16 protein-coding genes are annotated in these 18,446 nt (G+C 45.0%); 9 read left to right on the top strand and 7 right to left on the bottom strand.

The genetic code is table 11. From position 1 onward, the window contains the following. The first annotated feature begins 40 nt into the window (after window positions 1-40). The 3 genes from NOM72_RS10455 to NOM72_RS10445 all read left to right on the top strand — a co-directional run bounded on the left by NOM72_RS10455 (window position 41) and on the right by NOM72_RS10445 (window position 3,032). Window positions 41-1,393, top strand: coding sequence for a DEAD/DEAH box helicase (locus NOM72_RS10455; RefSeq protein WP_023467520.1), 1,353 nt, complete (start codon window positions 41-43; stop codon window positions 1,391-1,393). Window positions 1,394-1,491: 98 nt separating this feature from the next. Continuing rightward, the gene (locus NOM72_RS10450; protein ID WP_058712880.1) at window positions 1,492-2,394 is read left to right on the top strand and encodes a deoxyribonuclease IV; all 903 of its coding nucleotides are present in this window, start codon (window positions 1,492-1,494) and stop codon (window positions 2,392-2,394) included. A 20-nt stretch (window positions 2,395-2,414) separates the two neighbouring features. Next, a complete protein-coding gene (locus NOM72_RS10445) occupies window positions 2,415-3,032 on the top strand; it encodes a hypothetical protein (RefSeq protein WP_255999146.1) in 618 nt (205 codons plus the stop codon). A gap of 121 nt (window positions 3,033-3,153) precedes the next feature. Here NOM72_RS10445 and NOM72_RS10440 read toward each other — a convergent pair whose 3' ends face one another. The 3 genes from NOM72_RS10440 to NOM72_RS10430 all read right to left on the bottom strand — a co-directional run bounded on the left by NOM72_RS10440 (window position 3,154) and on the right by NOM72_RS10430 (window position 7,078). Continuing rightward, window positions 3,154-3,324, bottom strand: a complete 171-nt coding sequence (locus NOM72_RS10440) for a XapX domain-containing protein (RefSeq protein WP_023467523.1) — start codon at window positions 3,322-3,324, stop codon at window positions 3,154-3,156. A gap of 65 nt (window positions 3,325-3,389) precedes the next feature. Next, on the bottom strand, window positions 3,390-5,543 hold the full coding sequence (locus NOM72_RS10435; RefSeq protein WP_075642018.1) for an RNA degradosome polyphosphate kinase: 2,154 nt from the start codon (window positions 5,541-5,543) through the stop codon (window positions 3,390-3,392). Continuing rightward, window positions 5,540-7,078: a Ppx/GppA phosphatase family protein gene (locus NOM72_RS10430; RefSeq protein WP_023467525.1), complete on the bottom strand. Its 1,539-nt coding sequence runs from the start codon at window positions 7,076-7,078 to the stop codon at window positions 5,540-5,542. Before NOM72_RS10430 ends, NOM72_RS10435 begins: the two co-directional genes overlap by 4 nt. A 215-nt stretch (window positions 7,079-7,293) precedes the next feature. Here NOM72_RS10430 and NOM72_RS10425 point away from each other — a divergent pair, with 215 nt between their 5' ends. The 5 genes from NOM72_RS10425 to NOM72_RS10405 all read left to right on the top strand — a co-directional run bounded on the left by NOM72_RS10425 (window position 7,294) and on the right by NOM72_RS10405 (window position 12,836). Then, a complete protein-coding gene (locus tag NOM72_RS10425) occupies window positions 7,294-8,061 on the top strand; it encodes a metal ABC transporter ATP-binding protein (protein WP_023467526.1) in 768 nt (255 codons plus the stop codon). Continuing rightward, window positions 8,058-8,927 (top strand): metal ABC transporter permease, encoded by an 870-nt coding sequence (locus NOM72_RS10420; RefSeq protein WP_023467527.1) that lies wholly within the window; start codon window positions 8,058-8,060, stop codon window positions 8,925-8,927. The genes NOM72_RS10425 and NOM72_RS10420 overlap by 4 nt, the downstream gene beginning before the upstream one ends. Beyond that, complete coding sequence (locus NOM72_RS10415; protein WP_023467528.1) at window positions 8,899-9,330, top strand: Fur family transcriptional regulator; 432 nt, start codon at window positions 8,899-8,901, stop codon at window positions 9,328-9,330. Before NOM72_RS10420 ends, NOM72_RS10415 begins: the two co-directional genes overlap by 29 nt. A gap of 94 nt (window positions 9,331-9,424) precedes the next feature. Beyond that, window positions 9,425-10,855 (top strand): NAD(P)H-hydrate dehydratase, encoded by a 1,431-nt coding sequence (locus NOM72_RS10410; protein WP_255999145.1) that lies wholly within the window; start codon window positions 9,425-9,427, stop codon window positions 10,853-10,855. A gap of 151 nt (window positions 10,856-11,006) precedes the next feature. Next, window positions 11,007-12,836 (top strand): GGDEF domain-containing phosphodiesterase, encoded by a 1,830-nt coding sequence (locus NOM72_RS10405; RefSeq protein WP_255999144.1) that lies wholly within the window; start codon window positions 11,007-11,009, stop codon window positions 12,834-12,836. 59 nt (window positions 12,837-12,895) lie between these two features. Here the strand turns inward: NOM72_RS10405 and NOM72_RS10400 are convergent, their stop codons facing one another. The 4 genes from NOM72_RS10400 to NOM72_RS10385 form a co-directional block, all read right to left on the bottom strand. Continuing rightward, window positions 12,896-13,975 carry a GGDEF domain-containing protein gene (locus NOM72_RS10400; protein WP_058712875.1) on the bottom strand — a complete coding sequence of 360 codons (1,080 nt, stop codon included), beginning with the start codon at window positions 13,973-13,975 and terminating at the stop codon, window positions 12,896-12,898. 98 nt (window positions 13,976-14,073) lie between these two features. After that, window positions 14,074-14,643 (bottom strand): 5' nucleotidase, NT5C type, encoded by a 570-nt coding sequence (locus NOM72_RS10395; RefSeq protein ID WP_023467532.1) that lies wholly within the window; start codon window positions 14,641-14,643, stop codon window positions 14,074-14,076. 99 nt (window positions 14,644-14,742) lie between these two features. Next, the gene (ispG, locus tag NOM72_RS10390) at window positions 14,743-15,852 is read right to left on the bottom strand and encodes a flavodoxin-dependent (E)-4-hydroxy-3-methylbut-2-enyl-diphosphate synthase (RefSeq protein ID WP_023467533.1); all 1,110 of its coding nucleotides are present in this window, start codon (window positions 15,850-15,852) and stop codon (window positions 14,743-14,745) included. Between the two features lie 167 nt (window positions 15,853-16,019). After that, on the bottom strand, window positions 16,020-16,505 hold the full coding sequence (locus NOM72_RS10385) for a hypothetical protein (RefSeq protein ID WP_055966894.1): 486 nt from the start codon (window positions 16,503-16,505) through the stop codon (window positions 16,020-16,022). A gap of 207 nt (window positions 16,506-16,712) precedes the next feature. Here NOM72_RS10385 and NOM72_RS10380 point away from each other — a divergent pair, with 207 nt between their 5' ends. Then, on the top strand, window positions 16,713-18,356 hold the full coding sequence (locus NOM72_RS10380; RefSeq protein WP_255999143.1) for a Na/Pi cotransporter family protein: 1,644 nt from the start codon (window positions 16,713-16,715) through the stop codon (window positions 18,354-18,356). Window positions 18,357-18,446: the final 90 nt, after the last annotated feature.

The raw sequence follows: 18,446 nt of genomic DNA, 5'->3' as shown, positions 1-18,446 counted from the left end.
GCAGAAGCCTCAGCAAATAAGGAAAGGACGGTGTCAATTCATGAATGGATTCAGCCATTATCAATTACACCCGTTCGTCATCGAAGCACTCGATGACGCCCGCATCACAAAACCGACCGACATTCAGTCGCGGATCATCCCAGCTGCAGTAAAGGGACGCGATATCATCGGTCAATCACAAACAGGAACAGGAAAAACGTTATCGTTCCTTCTTCCAATCGTTCAAAACGTCGATCCAAAGCTTCAAGAATTACAAGCCATCATCGTTGCTCCAACGCGCGAACTTGCATGGCAAATTCATGAAGAACTGAAATCGTTACTTGTGAAGGAACCAGACTTCATCAAGACGAGTCTTATTACAGGTGGAATGGATCGCGAACGTCAAATCGGTCGTGTGAAAGTCTCGCCCCAAATCGTCATCGGAACACCAGGACGTATTTTAGACCTATTCAAAGAACAGGCTTTAAAACCGCATTTCGTGAAGCACTATGTTATCGATGAAGCGGATCAAATGCTCGACATGGGCTTCTTGCCAGAAGTTGACCGGATTGCGCAAGCTCTTCCAGAACAGCTTCAGATGATGGTCTTCTCAGCAACGATTCCTGAGAAATTGCAACCGTTCTTGAAAAAATATATGAATAACCCGCGTTATGCGCATGTGGATCCAAAACAACAGACAGCGAAGAAAATCGTTCACCATACGATTCCGGTCAAACATCGTGAGCGCTCACAATTGACGTTGAAAGTCGCGAAAGCGTTAAACCCTTATATCTGTTTAATTTTTACGAATACAAAAGCAGAAGCAATCGAAGTCGAAGCTTTGTTCCTAGAAGCAGGACTGAACGTTGGTTCTCTTCACGGAGATCTTCCAGCACGTCGCCGTAAGCAAGCCATCAAAGAAATCAACGATGCGAAGTATCAATATGTCATCGTGACGGATCTTGCTGCACGCGGAATTGATATTTCAGGTGTCTCGCACGTCATTAACCACGGCATTCCAAAAGATTTAGACTTCTACGTCCACCGTGTCGGTCGGACAGGTCGTGTCGATCAAGATGGATTGGCATATACACTGTTTGAAGATCACGAGAACGGCATGATCAATCGTTTAGAGGACCGTGGCATTCAATTCACAAACGTTGATGTCAAAGGAACTCAAATCGTCGAAGTCAAAGAACGTCGCCGTGCGAAGCCGCACATGAAGACTGCCGTCTCGAAGACAGCACATAGCCGTCTTTCGGGTGAAGCAGCAAAAGCGAAAAAACGTGTTAAACCAGGTTATAAGAAGAAACATCAATACAAGCTGAAAGAAACAGCAAAACGTGAACGCATCAAAGAACAACGTGGTGTCGGTCGCGCGCAACGTAAAGAAAACGCACGCAAATCAAAATAATTCCATTGATGACACCCGTGAAATGAAAAAACATTTTTCGGGTGTCTTGTCGTTTTCAAGATTTGGTACACTGTAAAAAGAGAAAGGTGGAAAAGAACATGAAAATAGGTTCACACGTCTCCGTTTCGGGGAAAAAAATGCTATTAGGTGCAAGTGAGGAAGCGGCATCTTACGGTGCAACGACGATGATGGTCTATACAGGAGCACCTCAAAATACACGCCGTAAGCCGATGGAAGAGTTACGGATTCAAGAAGCATTGCAACATATGAGCGCTAATGGAATAGAGGAAATCGTCGTGCATGCGCCGTATATCATCAACTTAGGGAATACGACGAAACCCGAGACATTCGAACTCGCCGTTTCGTTTTTAGCAGCAGAAATTAAACGAGCAGAAGCGCTTGAAAAGGCGCAACACATCGTATTACATCCTGGTGCGCATGTAGGTGCTGGGGAAGAAATCGGAATCAAACGGATCGTCGAAGGACTCAATGAAGTACTGACAGGTGACGAACAGGTCAAGATCGCGCTTGAGACGATGGCTGGAAAAGGATCGGAAATCGGAAAAACTTTTGAGGAACTTGCTCAAATCATCGAAGGCGTCACACATCATGATCGTCTGTCCGTCTGTCTCGATACATGTCACGTGCATGATGCAGGATACGATATCGTGCACGACTTAGATGGTGTTCTTGAACAATTCGACCGGATCGTTGGACTGGATCGTCTTGGTGTCATCCATGTGAATGACTCAAAGAATATCCGTGGTGCTCGAAAGGACCGTCATGAAAATATTGGTTTTGGTGAGATTGGATTTGATGCCTTACATCGTGTCGTGCATCATCCTGCTCTGGCACATTTACCGAAAATCTTAGAGACGCCATACATTGGTCTCGATCCAAAGAAAAAAGTGGCACCGTATAAACAAGAAATCGATATGTTACGTTCGGGTGCGTTTGATGCAGACTGGCGTCTACCGATTCTAGGAGCACCAGTCGAATAACTCATAAAGGGGTGTCTGTGATGTGTCATATACTCGTCGTTGATGAGACTAGTTTTGCGATACGACATGCTGTTGTCCACTACTATGAAACAAAGGAACCGTTTTATTTGCCGGCAGAACTGGTAGAGGGAGAAGAAGTGTTTCTTGCGACGACTGACGGTATCATGGCGTATGCTGAAGCCTTGTTCACCGAGTATACGACACGTCCAGAAGATCCATTTTGGTTGACGAATGCTGACGACTCAGAAGGGTCATATGTGTGCCTTGATCTCATCAGTGTGGATTTACGTCATCCCTTACTTGGACGACCACTCGATCAACTTGGTCTTAAAACTGGACCGGTCGAAGGAGTGTTTCGCACGCGTCTGCTTGATTCATGGCAGTATGGGTATTTCGAAACGGATGTACTGACACTCGAACAATCTAAACAACGTCGAATCGAGCGCTTCAAGGAGCGAAATCATCTGGAACAAGTCGCGCGTCAATGTATGCATTGTGAGGAGTCTAGGCAGTCGTTACTGGAATGGCATTTGACACCAGAAGGATATCAGACCGTTTGCCCGACCTGTCACCGATGGTTACATCAACAGATGCTTCATGCGGTGGATACGGCAGCAGCAACGGAAGAGAGTGAGTAAAATCTTTTCCTATTCAAGCAGAGCTCCCACGATCGACATTTAATCATTAAAACCTTAAAAAGAATCAAAAAAACAGTTCTCTTTTCTGCGCTGGCAGCAAAGAGAACTGTTTTTGTTTGGATTAGAAAAAGCGTTCTACTAAAAATAGATAGATTTTCATCCCAAGGAAGACACCGAAGATTCCGACGACGGCTGGAAAAACAGGTGGAGCAGGAATCGGCAGTTTCAGTGCGGTGAACACAACGCCGCAGATGACGCCGGCGAGAAGGGATAATAAGATTTGCTGAAGCATACATTTCGTCCTTTCTGCTGTAAATCAGCATTTGAAGTAGAGTACGTGGTAAAACATGACCAACATCATGTAGCATTTTGATCAAGAATGACTTTGTCCTCTTTCTTTTCAATCGTGATCCACTTGTGTGTCAATGGAGCTGTAAAACTAGGTTTTTGTTTTAGTTTGCCGCTCGTATAGTCTTGAATCAGCAGCTGGGATTCACAGCTCTGTTTTCCATCCTTCACGTAATGATAAGATCCATCGGCTGCCTGCTCACGCGACTTTACATTATCAGCAAGGGCGAGGGCGAGACAATCCTTTAAATACTCCTTATGTTCTTCGTCCATGATCGGGAACAAGATTTCAATCCGTTTTCGCATGTTGCGTGTCATCCAGTCCGCGCTTGACCCATACATCAAATCCTGTCCATTGTGGTGGAAGTAGAAGATGCGTGAATGCTCCAAGTAACGGTCGACGATCGAGATGACGCGAATATTCTCCGAAACATCTGGAATGCCAGGACGCAGACAACAGACGCCCCGAACGATCAGTTCGACTTGGACACCGGCGCGCGATGCCTTGTAGAGCCGTAAAATGATGTCTTTTTCCGTTAAACTATTCATCTTAGCAACGATTCGACCATTTCCGTGTTTTTTATGATGATGAATCTCTTCATCGATTAATGACAGGAACTTCTCAAGCATCGCGTTCGGTGAAGTTTGGATGACGTTCCATTCCGGCTGTTCCCCGTACCCGGATAACCAATTGAAGAAGTTCGTCGCATCTTCGGCGATCTCTTCCCGAGCGGTTAATAATCCGACGTCCGTGTATAGTTTCGCCGTCGAATCATTATAGTTGCCGGTACCAAGGTGGACAAAACGCTGAATTTTGCCTTCGTGGAGTCGGACGACGAGCGTGATCTTCGAGTGTGTCTTTAAATCACTATATCCGTAGATGACATGGGCGCCGACCTTTTCTAGTTGCTTTGCCCATTCGATGTTTTTCGCCTCGTCGAATCGAGCCTTGAGTTCAACGAGGACGGTGACCTGTTTCCCGTTTTCGGCAGCCGTTTTTAAGGCCTTGATGATCGGTGAATCACCAGATACGCGATAAAGTGTTTGTTTGATGGCAAGGACGTTCGGATCATTTGCCGCTTGGACGATGAACCGGACGATAGGATCAAACGTATGATACGGATGATGCAAGAGATAATCGCGTTCGAGTAATTGATTGAACAGATTTTTTGAACTATCGAGTGCTGGTGGGTCGACTGGCATGATCGTCTGATAAATCAAATGATCATATTCAATACCGATTTGACTGTAAAAGGCAAAGGAGAACGTTAAATCAATCGGACCATCCACGGCAAAGATGTCGCGTTCCTGTAAATCAAGTACATCGCGCAACATGTTGAGCAGTTCGGTATTGATGGCAGCTTTTTGAACTTCGAGTCGAATCGCGACTCCCCAACGCCGCTTTTTTAATTCTTTCTCAATCAGCTTTAATAAGTCATGCGTACCTTCCTCGTGAAACGGAAGGTCGGCATTCCGCGTAATTCGAAACGGCATCGCAGACAACACACGATAGCCTTTGAATAGACTATCGATGAAGGCGATGATGACGTCTTCGAGTAAGATGACAGCGGTCGTCTCATCATCTTCTACCGGTAAATCGACGAATCGTGGCAAGACAGCAGGTACTTGTACGAGCGCCAAATTCCGTTTTGTCCCGTCTTCTGCCTCGAGTACCGTCGCGATGTTGAGTGACTTTGACGAGAGCATCGGGAATGGACGATAGGCATCGACGGCGACAGGCGTGAGTACCGGAAAGACTTGTTCACGGAAAAAGGATTTTACATAGGTCGTCTGATCCGAAGTCAGGGCATCATATTTTAAGAATGTAATGCCTTCATCGGATAACGTCTGATTGATTGCTTGAAATGCTTCGTATTGCCGATCGACTAACTCCTTTGTTTTCGCTGCGATCGCACGTAACTGCTGTTTGGGTGTCATTTGTTGTTTATTTTCCGGTTTATTGAATCCGGCGAGTACTTCATCCTTTAAACCACCGACCCGTACCATATAGAACTCGTCTAGATTGGAACTAAAGATACCGAGAAACTTAAAACGTTCCATTAACGGATTGCGTGTGTCAAACGCTTCATCCAGTACACGTTTGTTGAATTGGAGCCAGCTAAGCTCACGATTATTGAAATGTTCCGGTATGTCGAGCTTCATGAAGGAAGATCTCCTTTCGTTTCGAAGGTAATCGTACAATCAATGATTCGTTCCAGGTGTTTCTTTTGTTTTTCCGCTTTTTCGACTTCGAATCCATAATCATGATCCCCTGTATCGAGGACGAATTGGAGTTGATCCTTTTGAAGGAATAGCTCCAAATGATCGACAGCTTTTCGCTCCGTCACGTCGAGCGCATGACTTAATTTGAGGAGAGAACCAAGTAGATCAAAGCGATCCAGCGATTTTTCCGTAAACCAGTCCTTGAAAGGTTTCGCAAGCTGGTTCATCCGTTTGGCAGAAGAATAGGAGCTGACAAGCGAGAGAGCAACGCGATCCTTGTGCGTCATGCCATTCAATTCGGTATTCGTCAACAGGTAGAACGTCTGGTCCGATCGTGTATCTGGATTAATGTATTGTCCACAATAAAATAAGCGACTTGCTGAATCGAGCAGTCGTAGATCAGACGCGCGTTCTGAAATCAAGTCGAGCGTGACGAGCTGCCGGTACATCGATTTGGCGAGAGTTCCAATATATGACGCACGATCTCGATTGACCTTATAGTCGCTTTCGAGCTGATAGAGACTTTGCTCACGTACGTTTTCAATCCGACGGTATGCTTCGTCCTGCACATCGAACTCGTAAACAAGACCTTCGCGAAGACCGAGATTACTCATGACGAATTCTTCCGCTTCGATGTGATGAGCTAACTCTTGAATCGCAATCAATGCCGGCAGGAAGATATCAATTCGATCCTTTGAGAGTCCTTCGATTTTCGATAGTTGTTTCGCCGACTTGCCTTCGAGATCGTCCACCATCTTCGCGAGTTCCTTCGCTTTGATTTGATATTGGTGAACACTTCGTAGGGGATAGTCCTGATTCGACTGATGGATCCGAACGAAATTTCGGGCAGAACCACCGACACCGATTAAAGGAAGCTTTTTATCACTCAGCCATGGAATCGATTCGAATTGCTCCCGTAGGAATTTCACCAATTTTTTCTTATCGCTGGTATTTAGTGTCTCGTCCGAAACGAATTGCCGTGTCAAAGTGACGGCACCAAATGGAAAGCTGTGATACGCCACCATTTCGCGATTTTCAATCAAGGTGACTTCCATGGAACCACCACCGATATCGACAGAAAAGCCATCAGTCAGGAAGGTCGAATTGATGATGGCAAAATAGCCATAGTATGCTTCTTGTTCATCTGTCAGAACCTGAATGGAAAAAGGCGTGTTTTCTGTAACGGATTCAACGATGGCATCTCGGTTCGTTGCATTACGGATGGCTGCTGTCGCGACACAGATTGTTTCTTCGACTTCATGGGTGACACCAACTTCATAAAAACGATGTAACGTTTCTTCGAGTAAGGCGATGCCTTCATCATCGAGTGCTCCATCCTCGTTGATGTGAGCAGATAACCGGGCGACGACTTTAATATTAATCTTCTCGATATAGCGACCAGAAGCGATCGGATGGAAGATGACATAACGAATCGAGTTGGAACCGATATCGATGACTGCAAGTTCTTGTTTCAAATGACTCCGACTCCTCTCTGCGATGCGTGCACTAAAAGAATTCCCTCTCTGAACAAGCCGGAAACAGCTAGCTTCTTTCTTTATTGTACCTTGAATGTTTTCTAAGGAGGATAGGAAGTTGCTAGAGTTGCACCAATAATTGGCGGGCGCTATAATAAGACAGTTGATTAAGGCGTAATTATTCCGTTTTACGAAAACGGAAGGAGTGAAAATACATGGAAACACCAATCATCGAGATTGATCAAGTCAGCTATGATTACCCGGATCGTCGGGTGTTGAATCAAGTCTCGTTTCAGGTCGAGCAAGGGCAATTTTTAGCCATCGTCGGTGAAAATGGATCCGGAAAATCGACGCTGATCAAATGTATATTAGGGTTATTGCAACCGAAAGGAACGATTCGTTTATTTGGACAATCCCAATCACAATTCAATGAATGGTGGCGGATCAGCTATGTTTCGCAAAAAGCGGCAGCGTTCAACTCCGGTTTTCCGGTGACTGTCGCAGAAGTCGTTGAGATGGGACTGTACGCTAAAAAAGGACTCTTTCGTCGCTTGTCTCGCGACGATCGAGACAAAGTACGAACGGCCCTCGAAACGGTCGGCATGTGGGAGCGACGCGATTCAAAAGTCGGCGACCTATCCGGTGGTCAACAACAACGTGTTTTCATCGCACGTGCGCTCGTCAACGATCCTGATTTAATGATCTTGGATGAACCAACCGTTGGTGTCGATCAGCGATACGTGAAAGAATTTTATGAGATCTTAGAAGAACTTCGTCGAGATAAGCGCCGGACATTCGTTCTTGTCACGCATGATATTCATTTCGTCAGTAAACTTGTCACGGATGTGATTCATCTGGTCGATGGACGTTTAGGATGTAACTGTGGCATCAAGGAATACTGGGAACTAGATGAACAGACGATTCGCTCCCTCTATCCGGTTCCGGGACGTGTCCTCGTTCATGAAGGGAAGAGTGTCCAATGATTGAAGCGTTCATGACGTTAAAGTTTTTACAGTACGCTTTGGTGGCTGCCATTCTGATCGGATTCACGGCACCATTGATCGGTTCGTTCGTCGTCGTCCGGCGGATGAGCTTAATCGCAGATGCACTATCACACGTCACGCTAGCTGGGATTGCGCTCAGTCTATTGATTTCTGGAATGGTCGCACAATTAGCGGACTTGAATCCACTGTATTTAGGAATCGTGACGTCGGTCATCGCGGCACTGACGATCGATTGGTTGCGTGCGAAGTACAAGCACTTCCAAGAACTCGCAATCCCGATCATCATGGCGACGGGAATGGGGCTTGGGGCAACATTCATCAGTCTCGCGAACGGCTTTTCAATGGATCTCGTCTCCTTCTTATTTGGAACGGTCTCGGCTGTCGCCTTGACGGATGTGTACACGATTCTTATCGTGACGATCGTCGTCGTCATCTTCGTCTTTGCTTTTTACAAGGAATTGTTGTTCCTCTCCTTTGACGAGGAGCAGGCGCGCGTTTCCGGGATTCGCCTTCGCTTAGTGCATATTCTCTTTATGATCGTCGTTGCGCTTGTCATTGCGATCAGTATGCGAATCGTTGGGATTTTGCTTGTCTCAAGCTTAATCACGTTACCGGTTGCGGCAGCACTTCGAATTGCGAAGAGTTTTAAGATGACAATCTTTTTAGCAATCATCTTCGGCGAAATCGCTACAGTACTTGGACTCATCCTGGCTTATCAGTTCGATTTGGCACCCGGCGGAATGATCGTCTTGATTGCGGTACTTGAGCTGATCATCGTGATGCTGTTGGAACGTTTTTGGATAGGAGGGAAAACACATGAAGACGAACATCGAACAAGCGCGTGAACGCATGAAGGCTTCTGGGTTTAAAATGACACCGAAGCGTCTCGATTTGCTATCGTATCTGTTTGAAGTGAATCGTTATGTCAGTGCGCGGGAAGTAGCAGAAGCTCTTCGAACGTCTCATCCTTCGTTAAGTTATGATACAATCTATCGAAACTTGAATGACTTTTCGGAAATCGACTTATTAGAAGTGACGGAATTAGACGGTGAGATGAAATACCGAGCAGCTTGTGCTTCAGGACACCATCATCATCATTTGATATGCCGAATCTGCGGCAAGACGGAAACATTGAATGTCTGTCCGATGGAATGGGTTTCTCCGGTCCAAGAGACTGGCTTTGAAGTCGAGGATCATAAGTTCGAAATTTATGGACGCTGTGCGAATTGTCAACGCATGACATCTTAAATGAAAGAGGATGCCCGGTCGGGCGTCCTCTTTTTGCGTTTTAAAAGACTAGTCCTGTTCAAAACGGGAATAGTCGAACAGAGGTGATGAGAAGATGATTTATGATACACAAGAAGCGCGACAAATCGATGAGTGGGCACGGACATCCGGACTGCCACTTGAAGTGCTGATGGAACGAGCTGGAAGTCACATCGCAACACGTATCAAAGAGCGTCATAGGAAGACGGAGCGAATCTTGATTTTATGTGGGACAGGCAATAACGGTGGGGATGGGTATGTCATTGGACGCGAATTGATACGCGACGGATTTGATGTCACACTACATGCACCATTTGGAGAAAATCGTTCGGATACATCCATCGTTCATGTTCATTATGCAGAAGCGTTTGGACTCGTGACCGAACAACCGTGTGGTCAATATGATGTCATTCTAGATGCCTTATATGGAACGGGATTTGATCTAAAGCGGATGAATCAGGTGTTCGAAGCGCAATGTGAATTCGTATCGGAACAAAAGCGACAAGGGGCACGTATCTATGCAGTGGATGTACCGAGCGGAGTACCGACGGATCATGCAACGGAATTTAAGGAGACAGCGATTCGCGCAGACGTGACATTCCAATTACATGCAATGAAACGATCTGCCTTTTTAATACGAACAGCACCGTTTTATGGCGAATTAGAAACGATTGATATCGGATTACCGACATTCGGTGAATGGCGCGTATCACCTAAGGGTGTGACCGCCTTGTTCAAGCGGGAACCATACGGTCATAAAGGAACGTACGGGACGGCGCTATTGATTGGTGGAAGTGAGACGATGCCGGGTTCCATCCAACTCGCTACACGGGCAGCCTTACGAACAGGAGTCGGTAAACTACAAGTGGCAACGACGGCACTTGCGAAACATGGAATCATCGCCCAAGCGCCGGAAGCGATGGTCATTGATCAGACGTTACTAGCAATTCAGGAGATGATTCCCTCCGTCTCAGCAGTTGGAATCGGTCCCGGATTATCGCAAGAGGCAGTCGAAACATGGGTGGACTATCTGCTTGAGAGTGATTTGCCGGTTGTACTAGATGCTGCAGCTCTAGTAAAAGAAAGTTATCCCGAACGAACCGCGCCAATCATCGTCACACCGCATATCGGTGAATTCGCCCGAATGACGAATCAGAGTGTCGAAAGTATTCAAGATGATCTTTTTGGTCAGGCAACCGACTATGCCATCTTGCATCAAGTAACTGTCGTTTTGAAGTCTCATGTCATCTTAATCGCGAAACCAGATGGAGGCGGATTCGTCGTCTCTGGTGCATCAAGTGGTCTCGCCAAAGGAGGAAGTGGGGATACGCTGTTTGGCATATTAACCAGCCTTCTTGCACAACATCCAACAGGAGATATCGAAAGAACACTAGCGCAAGGAGCGGAGTGGTATGCACGTGCTTCAAAACAAGTTGAACGACGGTTACATCCCAGTAGTTTGTTAGCAACGGATGTCATCGAAGAGTTAGGACGACTTGAGTTATAGAACACTGGATGTGAGAGAAAAGTCTTCCGCAGCAAGTATAAGGGAAGACTTTTCTTTTTAGGGAATAATTGACACATTCTATATGACAGGAGTATCATCAAGCGATGTCGAAACCTATATACGGAAAATCTACTGGAAAGGAGGGGGATACATGGAGGACATTGTCCGGAAACAACAATGGTGGATTGGAAACTTTGCTCTTTTCATGATGCTTGTTGGTGCTCTAATCATTTATACGACGACGGAAGAGACAATCAAGAATGCATATTTGAGTCGTTCTGTCATTATTTCATTTTTAGTCATCATGGGAATTTTTATTTTTTATATCAGTCGTCGTAAGATGGAAATCGTTTTGCAAACGCACTTATTGTCCTTGATGTTGCTCGTCGTTCCGATTACATCGATTAGCTTTTTACCTTACGCAGCAGTTACCGTTTGGGCAAGTAGCTTTTTGTTTTTGATGATCGCTTTAATCTCCTATCAACGCATCATGATGTGGTACGCCATCATTGTTACCATCGCAACTAGTTTGTACGTCATGGGGAATGTCGATACCGTAACGGTGGAAATTGATCCGACCGACCATTATGGGCGGATTGGTATGATTGTGATTGGCGTATCGATTGCACTTGTCATCAATCACTTGCATATTCGCAATTTAAATCGTTTGAATGACCTTGCGATACAATTACACGATACGGCGCGACGTGATGAAGAAACAGGTGTCTTGAATCGCCAAGGATTAAACGAAATTGATTTTCCAAGATCCGAACAACAGCTCATTTTTGTCGGGATTCATTTAGAAAACTACTATGAGCTGGCACGTTATTTTGGAGAAGATATTCAGTTACAAGTACTACGCGCCTGTATCGAGCGACTCAAGAGACAACTACCTCCTTATCAAGCGTTTGCTCGGATTGAAGCAGGGACGTTATTGATTGTCATGGAAAAGCCGGACGAGGTGGCATGTAAGGAAGCGATGGAAGAATTGAGCCAAGAAATTTCCGTACCATACGAAATCGAGGGGCATCATGTCTATGTCAACATATCCATCGTCATTGATAATGGCGATGGGGCGACCGACAATCGAAAGCGTCGTGTGCAGCAATTATTGACTGCCTTACAAGAAGCAGCGCAACAAAACGAACGTGTGATGTGTATTGACCAAGAATGGCGTAAGGATCAAGAATTACGAGTCAAAGCAGCACAATCGTTAGCACAGGCTAATATTGAAACGGATTTTCACCTCGTCTATCAACTGCAATACGATGTTCGATCAGAGCAATTCATCGGTCTCGAAGCATTGGTTCGATGGAAGACCCCGCTACAGGGAGCCGATCGACCATCCGTGTTCATCCCGATTGCTGAAAAAAGTGACTTGATCATTCGTCTAGGTGAGTGGATCTTTGAGGAAGGATGTAAGACGCGTAAAGCATTGGTCGGTCTGGTTCCGGATGAGTTTACGTTGTCAGTCAATGTATCACCACGACAGTTGACGAGTGAGTCGTTCATGCCATTCATTGAACGAACGTTACTCAAGTATGCATTAAAGCCGCAACAGATTAAGATTGAGATTACGGAAAGTCAGTCGCTCGATTTTGAGAGTCAGTCGATTCATCGAGCGCTCAAGCGCATCAAAACGCTTGATTTCCCAGTTTCGCTTGATGATTTCGGTACTGGTCATGCGTCTTATCACGTCCTCGAACGTTTATTACCGTTACGTCAATTAAAGATTCCGAAGCAATTCATTGAACAAATTGGAGCATCGGAGAAACGACAATCGATTCTTGAGTCGATTTTTCAATTGAGTGAGTCGATGCATGTCGAATGTATCGTTGAAGGAGTAGAGACAGGAGAGGAAGTACGCATTGCCAAAGAAATCGGGATTTATTTGTTCCAAGGCTATTTCTTCGCTAAACCCGTACCACTTAAAGAAATCATCTGTCTGCTACAAAAAACGAATGAAGGAACGATTCATTAATCAAAAAAAGCCACTTCAGTCCGAATTTTTCGGAGAGAAGTGGCTTTTTCATACAATACTTATGATTGGTACAGTCGATATTGATTTCGACCTTGCGTTTTTGCCTCATATAAAGCGGCATCTGCTTGCTTAAAGACCATTTCAGCAGGCTGATGATGAGCGTAAGCAATTCCAGCGGATACGGTGATTGATACGGCATGATCCTGCATCACGAACGGTGTTTGCTGAACGGCTGTTACGATTGTTTCCGCTATGATAACAGGAGAATATTGTTCGCTATCCGGAATGATGATGATGAATTCTTCACCTCCATATCGGCCGACCGTGACTGGTACAGGACAATATTCATTCAATATAATCGAAAAATGGCGTAAGACGGCGTCACCGATGGCGTGACCGTGTGTATCGTTCACAGTCTTGAAATGATCCAAATCGAATAAAATCACACTCCAAGAGGCGTTACTTTTTTCGAGCGTCGTTACTTTTTCTAAAATGACATGTCGATTCGCAAGCCGTGTCAACTGATCGGTCGATGCGAGGTAGGATTGATAGGAGTACAGAACAAAGTGCTGTTGAAGGAGCGAGGATAACCGATAAAACAAAATCGCTCCACCAATCGTTAGGATAAAATAGGGAATATAGATCGTTTCCCATGCATCGACAGGAGAATTGCTTATGATCAGTCGCCAAAGAACAAGTAATGAACCGACCGTGACGATGGCGGAAAAGAAGTACCCTTGTCGTGTGATAAATCGGCGACAAATAAACGAAAGAATTAAAAAACCAAGTAGTGTGATGACAGAACTAAGTAGAACATTCAGTGAAGCGCCGTCATGAATCAAGAACCGATAAAATAGAAGCATCGTTCCTGTCACTGCGATACTGACGTTACCGCCAAATAGGGCGGATAAAGCGAGAGGTAACAATCGTAAATCGATCAGTGCCCCATTTAAATCGATGGCGTGGTGCATAAGGAGAATTCCTGTTACTCCATTCGCGAGTCCGAAATACAGGCGAGTGGACATCATCGAGTCCGGTTGAATCGGTAAGCGATCACGCAACAGATAAAAAGTGAATGTAGAGACAAGAAAGATAATACAGATATTGACGAAAAAGATATTCACTGTCGTAAGCATCATGAAACCCTTTCTATTAGAAAATCTAAATCTAATGCCATTGTATGCTATCTCATCGGATAATGGCATAGAAAATGGAAAAAACAGCCTAATCGGCTGTTTTAACGAATTGGTGCAAATTTTTGAATCTCTTGAACGGCCTCATTCCAGGAAGCGACACGAATGACATTATTCGGTACGGCTTTACGGTTATAAGGTGCATCGAACAAGATTACAGGAATAGAGGTGTCTTCTGCGATTTGTACAGCATTCTCTAATCGATCTTCCATGAATAAATCGAGTGATAAATCACGGACGACTTGTACTTTGTCGTGTGATCCCGTCATGATCAAGGAATCAAGAGGAAGTTCGTGTTGTTTGATCCACTCTTCTGTTACAGGACGAACGAGCTCCGATCGTGCTGTTACGTAATGGAGATCATATTGCTTCCGCAAATTCCATAAGTGATGACGAACATGTTCTTGAGGGATGGATTCACGATAAATGCCTGTCTCGTGACCAGAGTTCACCATGTAGTCCCAAAATTCGATTTGATTCATATCGGTATACGTATGCAATTCATACTCGGACGCCTGATTGAAGTCAATCGACGTTCCGAGATGTTTATTCATGTAAGTGAAGCAAGAGGATGGATGTGTGATCGTTCCATCAATGTCGATTCCAATTTTCATTTACAGTCACCCACGTTCTAAAAATTTTTCTTCACTTAGTATAACATAGTCGAAATCGAGATAGGAAAAAAGACTCCTCGCGAGGGAGGAGTCTTCCACTTATGCGTGATTTGCTTTTTCGGCTTCTTTTTCAGCCTGTTTTTCGAGAACGATTGCATCAATCTCTTTCTTCAATTCTTCGACCATCGTTGCTTCCGGTACTTTACGGATGATTTCTCCGTGACGGAACAATAATCCTTCGTTGCGTGCGCCAGCGATACCGATATCAGCTTCACGTGCTTCACCAGGACCGTTGACCGCACATCCGAGAACCGCGACTTTGATGTTCGCTTGGATGTTTTCGATATAGTCTTCGATTTCTGCAGCGATCGACATCAAATCGATTTCGATCCGACCACATGTTGGGCATGAGATCAATGTCGCCGCATTCGCCGCGAGACCAAATGATTTCAAGACTTCTTTTGCGACTTTTACTTCTTCGACAGGATCCGCTGAAAGAGATACACGAACCGTGTTTCCGATTCCGCGTGACAAGATCGCGCCAAGTCCCGCTGCTGATTTTAATGAACCAGAGCGAAGTGGACCAGATTCCGTGATCCCGACGTGAAGTGGATAGTCGAACGATTCAGAAGCAAGTTGATACGCTTCAAGCGCCAACTGTACGTCTGATGCCTTAAGCGAGACGATGATGTCATGGAAGTCGAGATCTTCGAGGATCTTAATGTGGTGCAACGCACTCTCGACCATACCACGTGCTGTCGGGTAGCCGTATTTTTCAAGAATGTGCTTTTCAAGTGAACCGGCGTTTACCCCGATCCGGATTGGGATGTTTTTCGCTTTAGCTGCTGTCACGACGGCTTCGACCTTTTCGCGGCGACCGATGTTACCCGGGTTGATCCGGATTTTATCGACGCCAGCTTCGATTGCCATGAGCGCAAGTTTATAGTTGAAGTGGATGTCTACGACAAGCGGAATGTTGATTCGGCTTTTGATTTCTGCAAGTGCGAGCGCATCACGTTCTTCTGGACAAGCGACGCGGACGATTTGGCAACCAGCTTCTTCAAGACGTAGAATTTCAGCGACTGTCGCTTCGACGTCGTGTGTTTTAGTTGTCGTCATACTTTGGATGATGACTTCATTATTTCCACCAATGACAAGGTCCCCTACACGAACAGGACGAGTCTTAGAGCGATGGACCATTTTCGGCATATCGAAAATCTCCTTTTGTGGCATACCGCCATATTGTTTATGTTTACCCTTCCTATCATATCGAACTATTCCCTAAAAATCGAGAAACAAGAACGAAAATCGAACATTTACAATTGTTTAATGAAAGAAGGACGTCCGTCAATCCGTCGGACGCCTGATTTTGATACTCATTGAGGTTTGCGTGAAGCGCGTGGCTTCGCGGAACGGGCAATCCATAATGGAACTAATGTGTAGACGAGGTGTCCGATTACGAGTATCCCGATTCCGAAGCGAGGATAATCGAGTTGGTATAGAAGCATACCGAGTGGGAAAGACCAGAGATTCGTCGCAACTGTGTAAGGAAACGTTTGGCGATACGCCCACGGACGGGGAAGTAACAATCGGACAAATCCCTTCGTTAGATACGCCATAAACAATACGTAAAGTAATACAGCGATTGCGATAAAGATGAAATGAAGGATGAACCAGACGACGATTGGGATGTTTTTTTGTAAAAAGAAGGAATCAATGACCGTCGTCCAAAATGAAATCCAAGCTAATCCACAAAAATAAAGGGAAACATCTGCCAAACGAAGACGCAAAAACGGACGATTTGGAATTAAAGAAGTTTGTAAGTAATTAATTAGTTGACGTAAAAATGACAAGAAAATCACTCTTTCTAATGTTTTATAACAGATTTTATTTATTCGATTTTGATTGGTAATAAAGGTTTTTTGTGTAATGGTACAGATTAATGAAACCTTAACAAACGGATGTCTCAAAAACTATTTACAAGTTCAAAAGACCTTTACATAATGGGGGAGTTGAGAAAATAAACTTTACAAACACATCAATCCACATGAAATAAAGGAGCTGGCAAGATGAACTATGATTTGCAGGAAATGATTTTCACCTTCATCGGTGGACTCGGGATTTTCCTATTCGGTATTAAGTATATGGGAGATGGGCTCCAAAAAACAGCAGGAGACCGATTACGTTATATCCTCGATAAATATACGACGAACCCACTGTTAGGTATCCTAGCAGGTATCGTCGTCACGATTTTGATACAGTCGTCGTCAGGGACGACCGTCATCGTCGTCGGACTCGTTAGTGCAGGTCTGATGAATTTACGACAGGCGATTGGAGTCGTCATGGGGGCTAACATCGGAACAACGATTACGGCCTTCATCATCGGCTTTAACGTCAAGGAAGCTGCGCTTCCAGCAATCGCCATTGGTGCTTTCTTGATCTTCTTCTTCAATAAAGAACGGGTTCAATACATCGGACAGATTTTCTTTGGCTTCGGTGCATTGTTCTATGGTTTGACATTGATGGGCGACGGAATGGCTCCACTTGAGTCAAGTGTCTGGTTCCGTGAGTTGACGGTATCGATGTCGGATAACCCATTGCTTGGTGTATTCGTCGGAACGATCTTTACCGTTCTTGTTCAGTCGTCGTCAGCAACGATCGGTATCTTACAAGAGCTATACGCTGGTGGCATGATCGATATCAAAGCAGCACTTCCCGTCTTGTTCGGTGATAACATCGGAACGACAATCACAGCAGTACTCGCAGCACTTGGTGCGTCGATTGCAGCTAAACGAACAGCAGCAGCACACGTCATCTTCAATATCATCGGAACAGTATTGTTCCTGATTGCATTACCAATCTTCTCAAGCTTCATTACTTGGATCACAGGCGCGCTTGATTTAGGTCCAAAAATGCAAATCGCCTTTGCACATGGAACATTCAACGTCGTCAATACGTTGATTCAGTGTTGGTTCATTGCGCAAATCGCATGGCTTGTACAAAAAATCGTACCGGGTACGGATACGACGATTGATTCAAAACCGCGTCATCTGGATCAAAATATCTTGAACCAATCTTCAGCACTCGCATTAAACCAAGCAAAGCTCGAAGTATTGCGTATGGGTGAATTCTCGAAAGACGCACTTGCAAAAGCACAGCGTTACACACAATCGCATGATAAGAAAGATGTATCGGAATCACAACAGATTGAATATGCGATCAACCATTTAAATACAGAAGTCACGAGTTATCTCGTTAAAGTAGCGGCACATGATTTATCAGAGCGTGAATCAAATGAGCACTCGTTACTGATGCATGCCGTCAACGATTTTGAACGGATTGGTGACCACGTCGAAAACATCGTCGAATTGGTTGACTTCCAAATCGTCAACCGGATTCAGTTCACATCATCAGCGAAGCAAGAGCTTGATGACATGTACGCTTTGGCACAAGAAATCGTCGATTGTGCCGTTCGCGCTGTCGAAGAGGATGATGTCACACGAGCTCGCAAGGTTCTGGAACTCGAAGGTAAACTCGATGCACTCGAACGGTCATTCCGTAAGCATCACGTCCTTCGTGTTAACGCTGGCGAATGTACGGGACAAGCAGGGATGATCTTCGTCGATCTCTTGTCGAACCTCGAACGAATTGGCGATCACGCTGTCAACATCACGGATCTCGTCCTTGAACAGCGGACGGCTTTAACGAACTAAGTGAAATACGATTTATCTATGACAGCTGATTTCAAAAAATGAAATCAGCTGTTTATTTTTTTGAAATAGCATATTGACAAGTTTCGCTAC

The sequence above is a fragment of the Exiguobacterium sp. LL15 genome, from assembly GCF_024436095.1.
GTDB lineage: Bacteria > Bacillota > Bacilli > Exiguobacteriales > Exiguobacteriaceae > Exiguobacterium_A > Exiguobacterium_A indicum.
The sequence above is the reverse complement of the archived record's forward strand: the minus strand, read 5'-3'. Positions and strand labels throughout refer to the sequence as shown.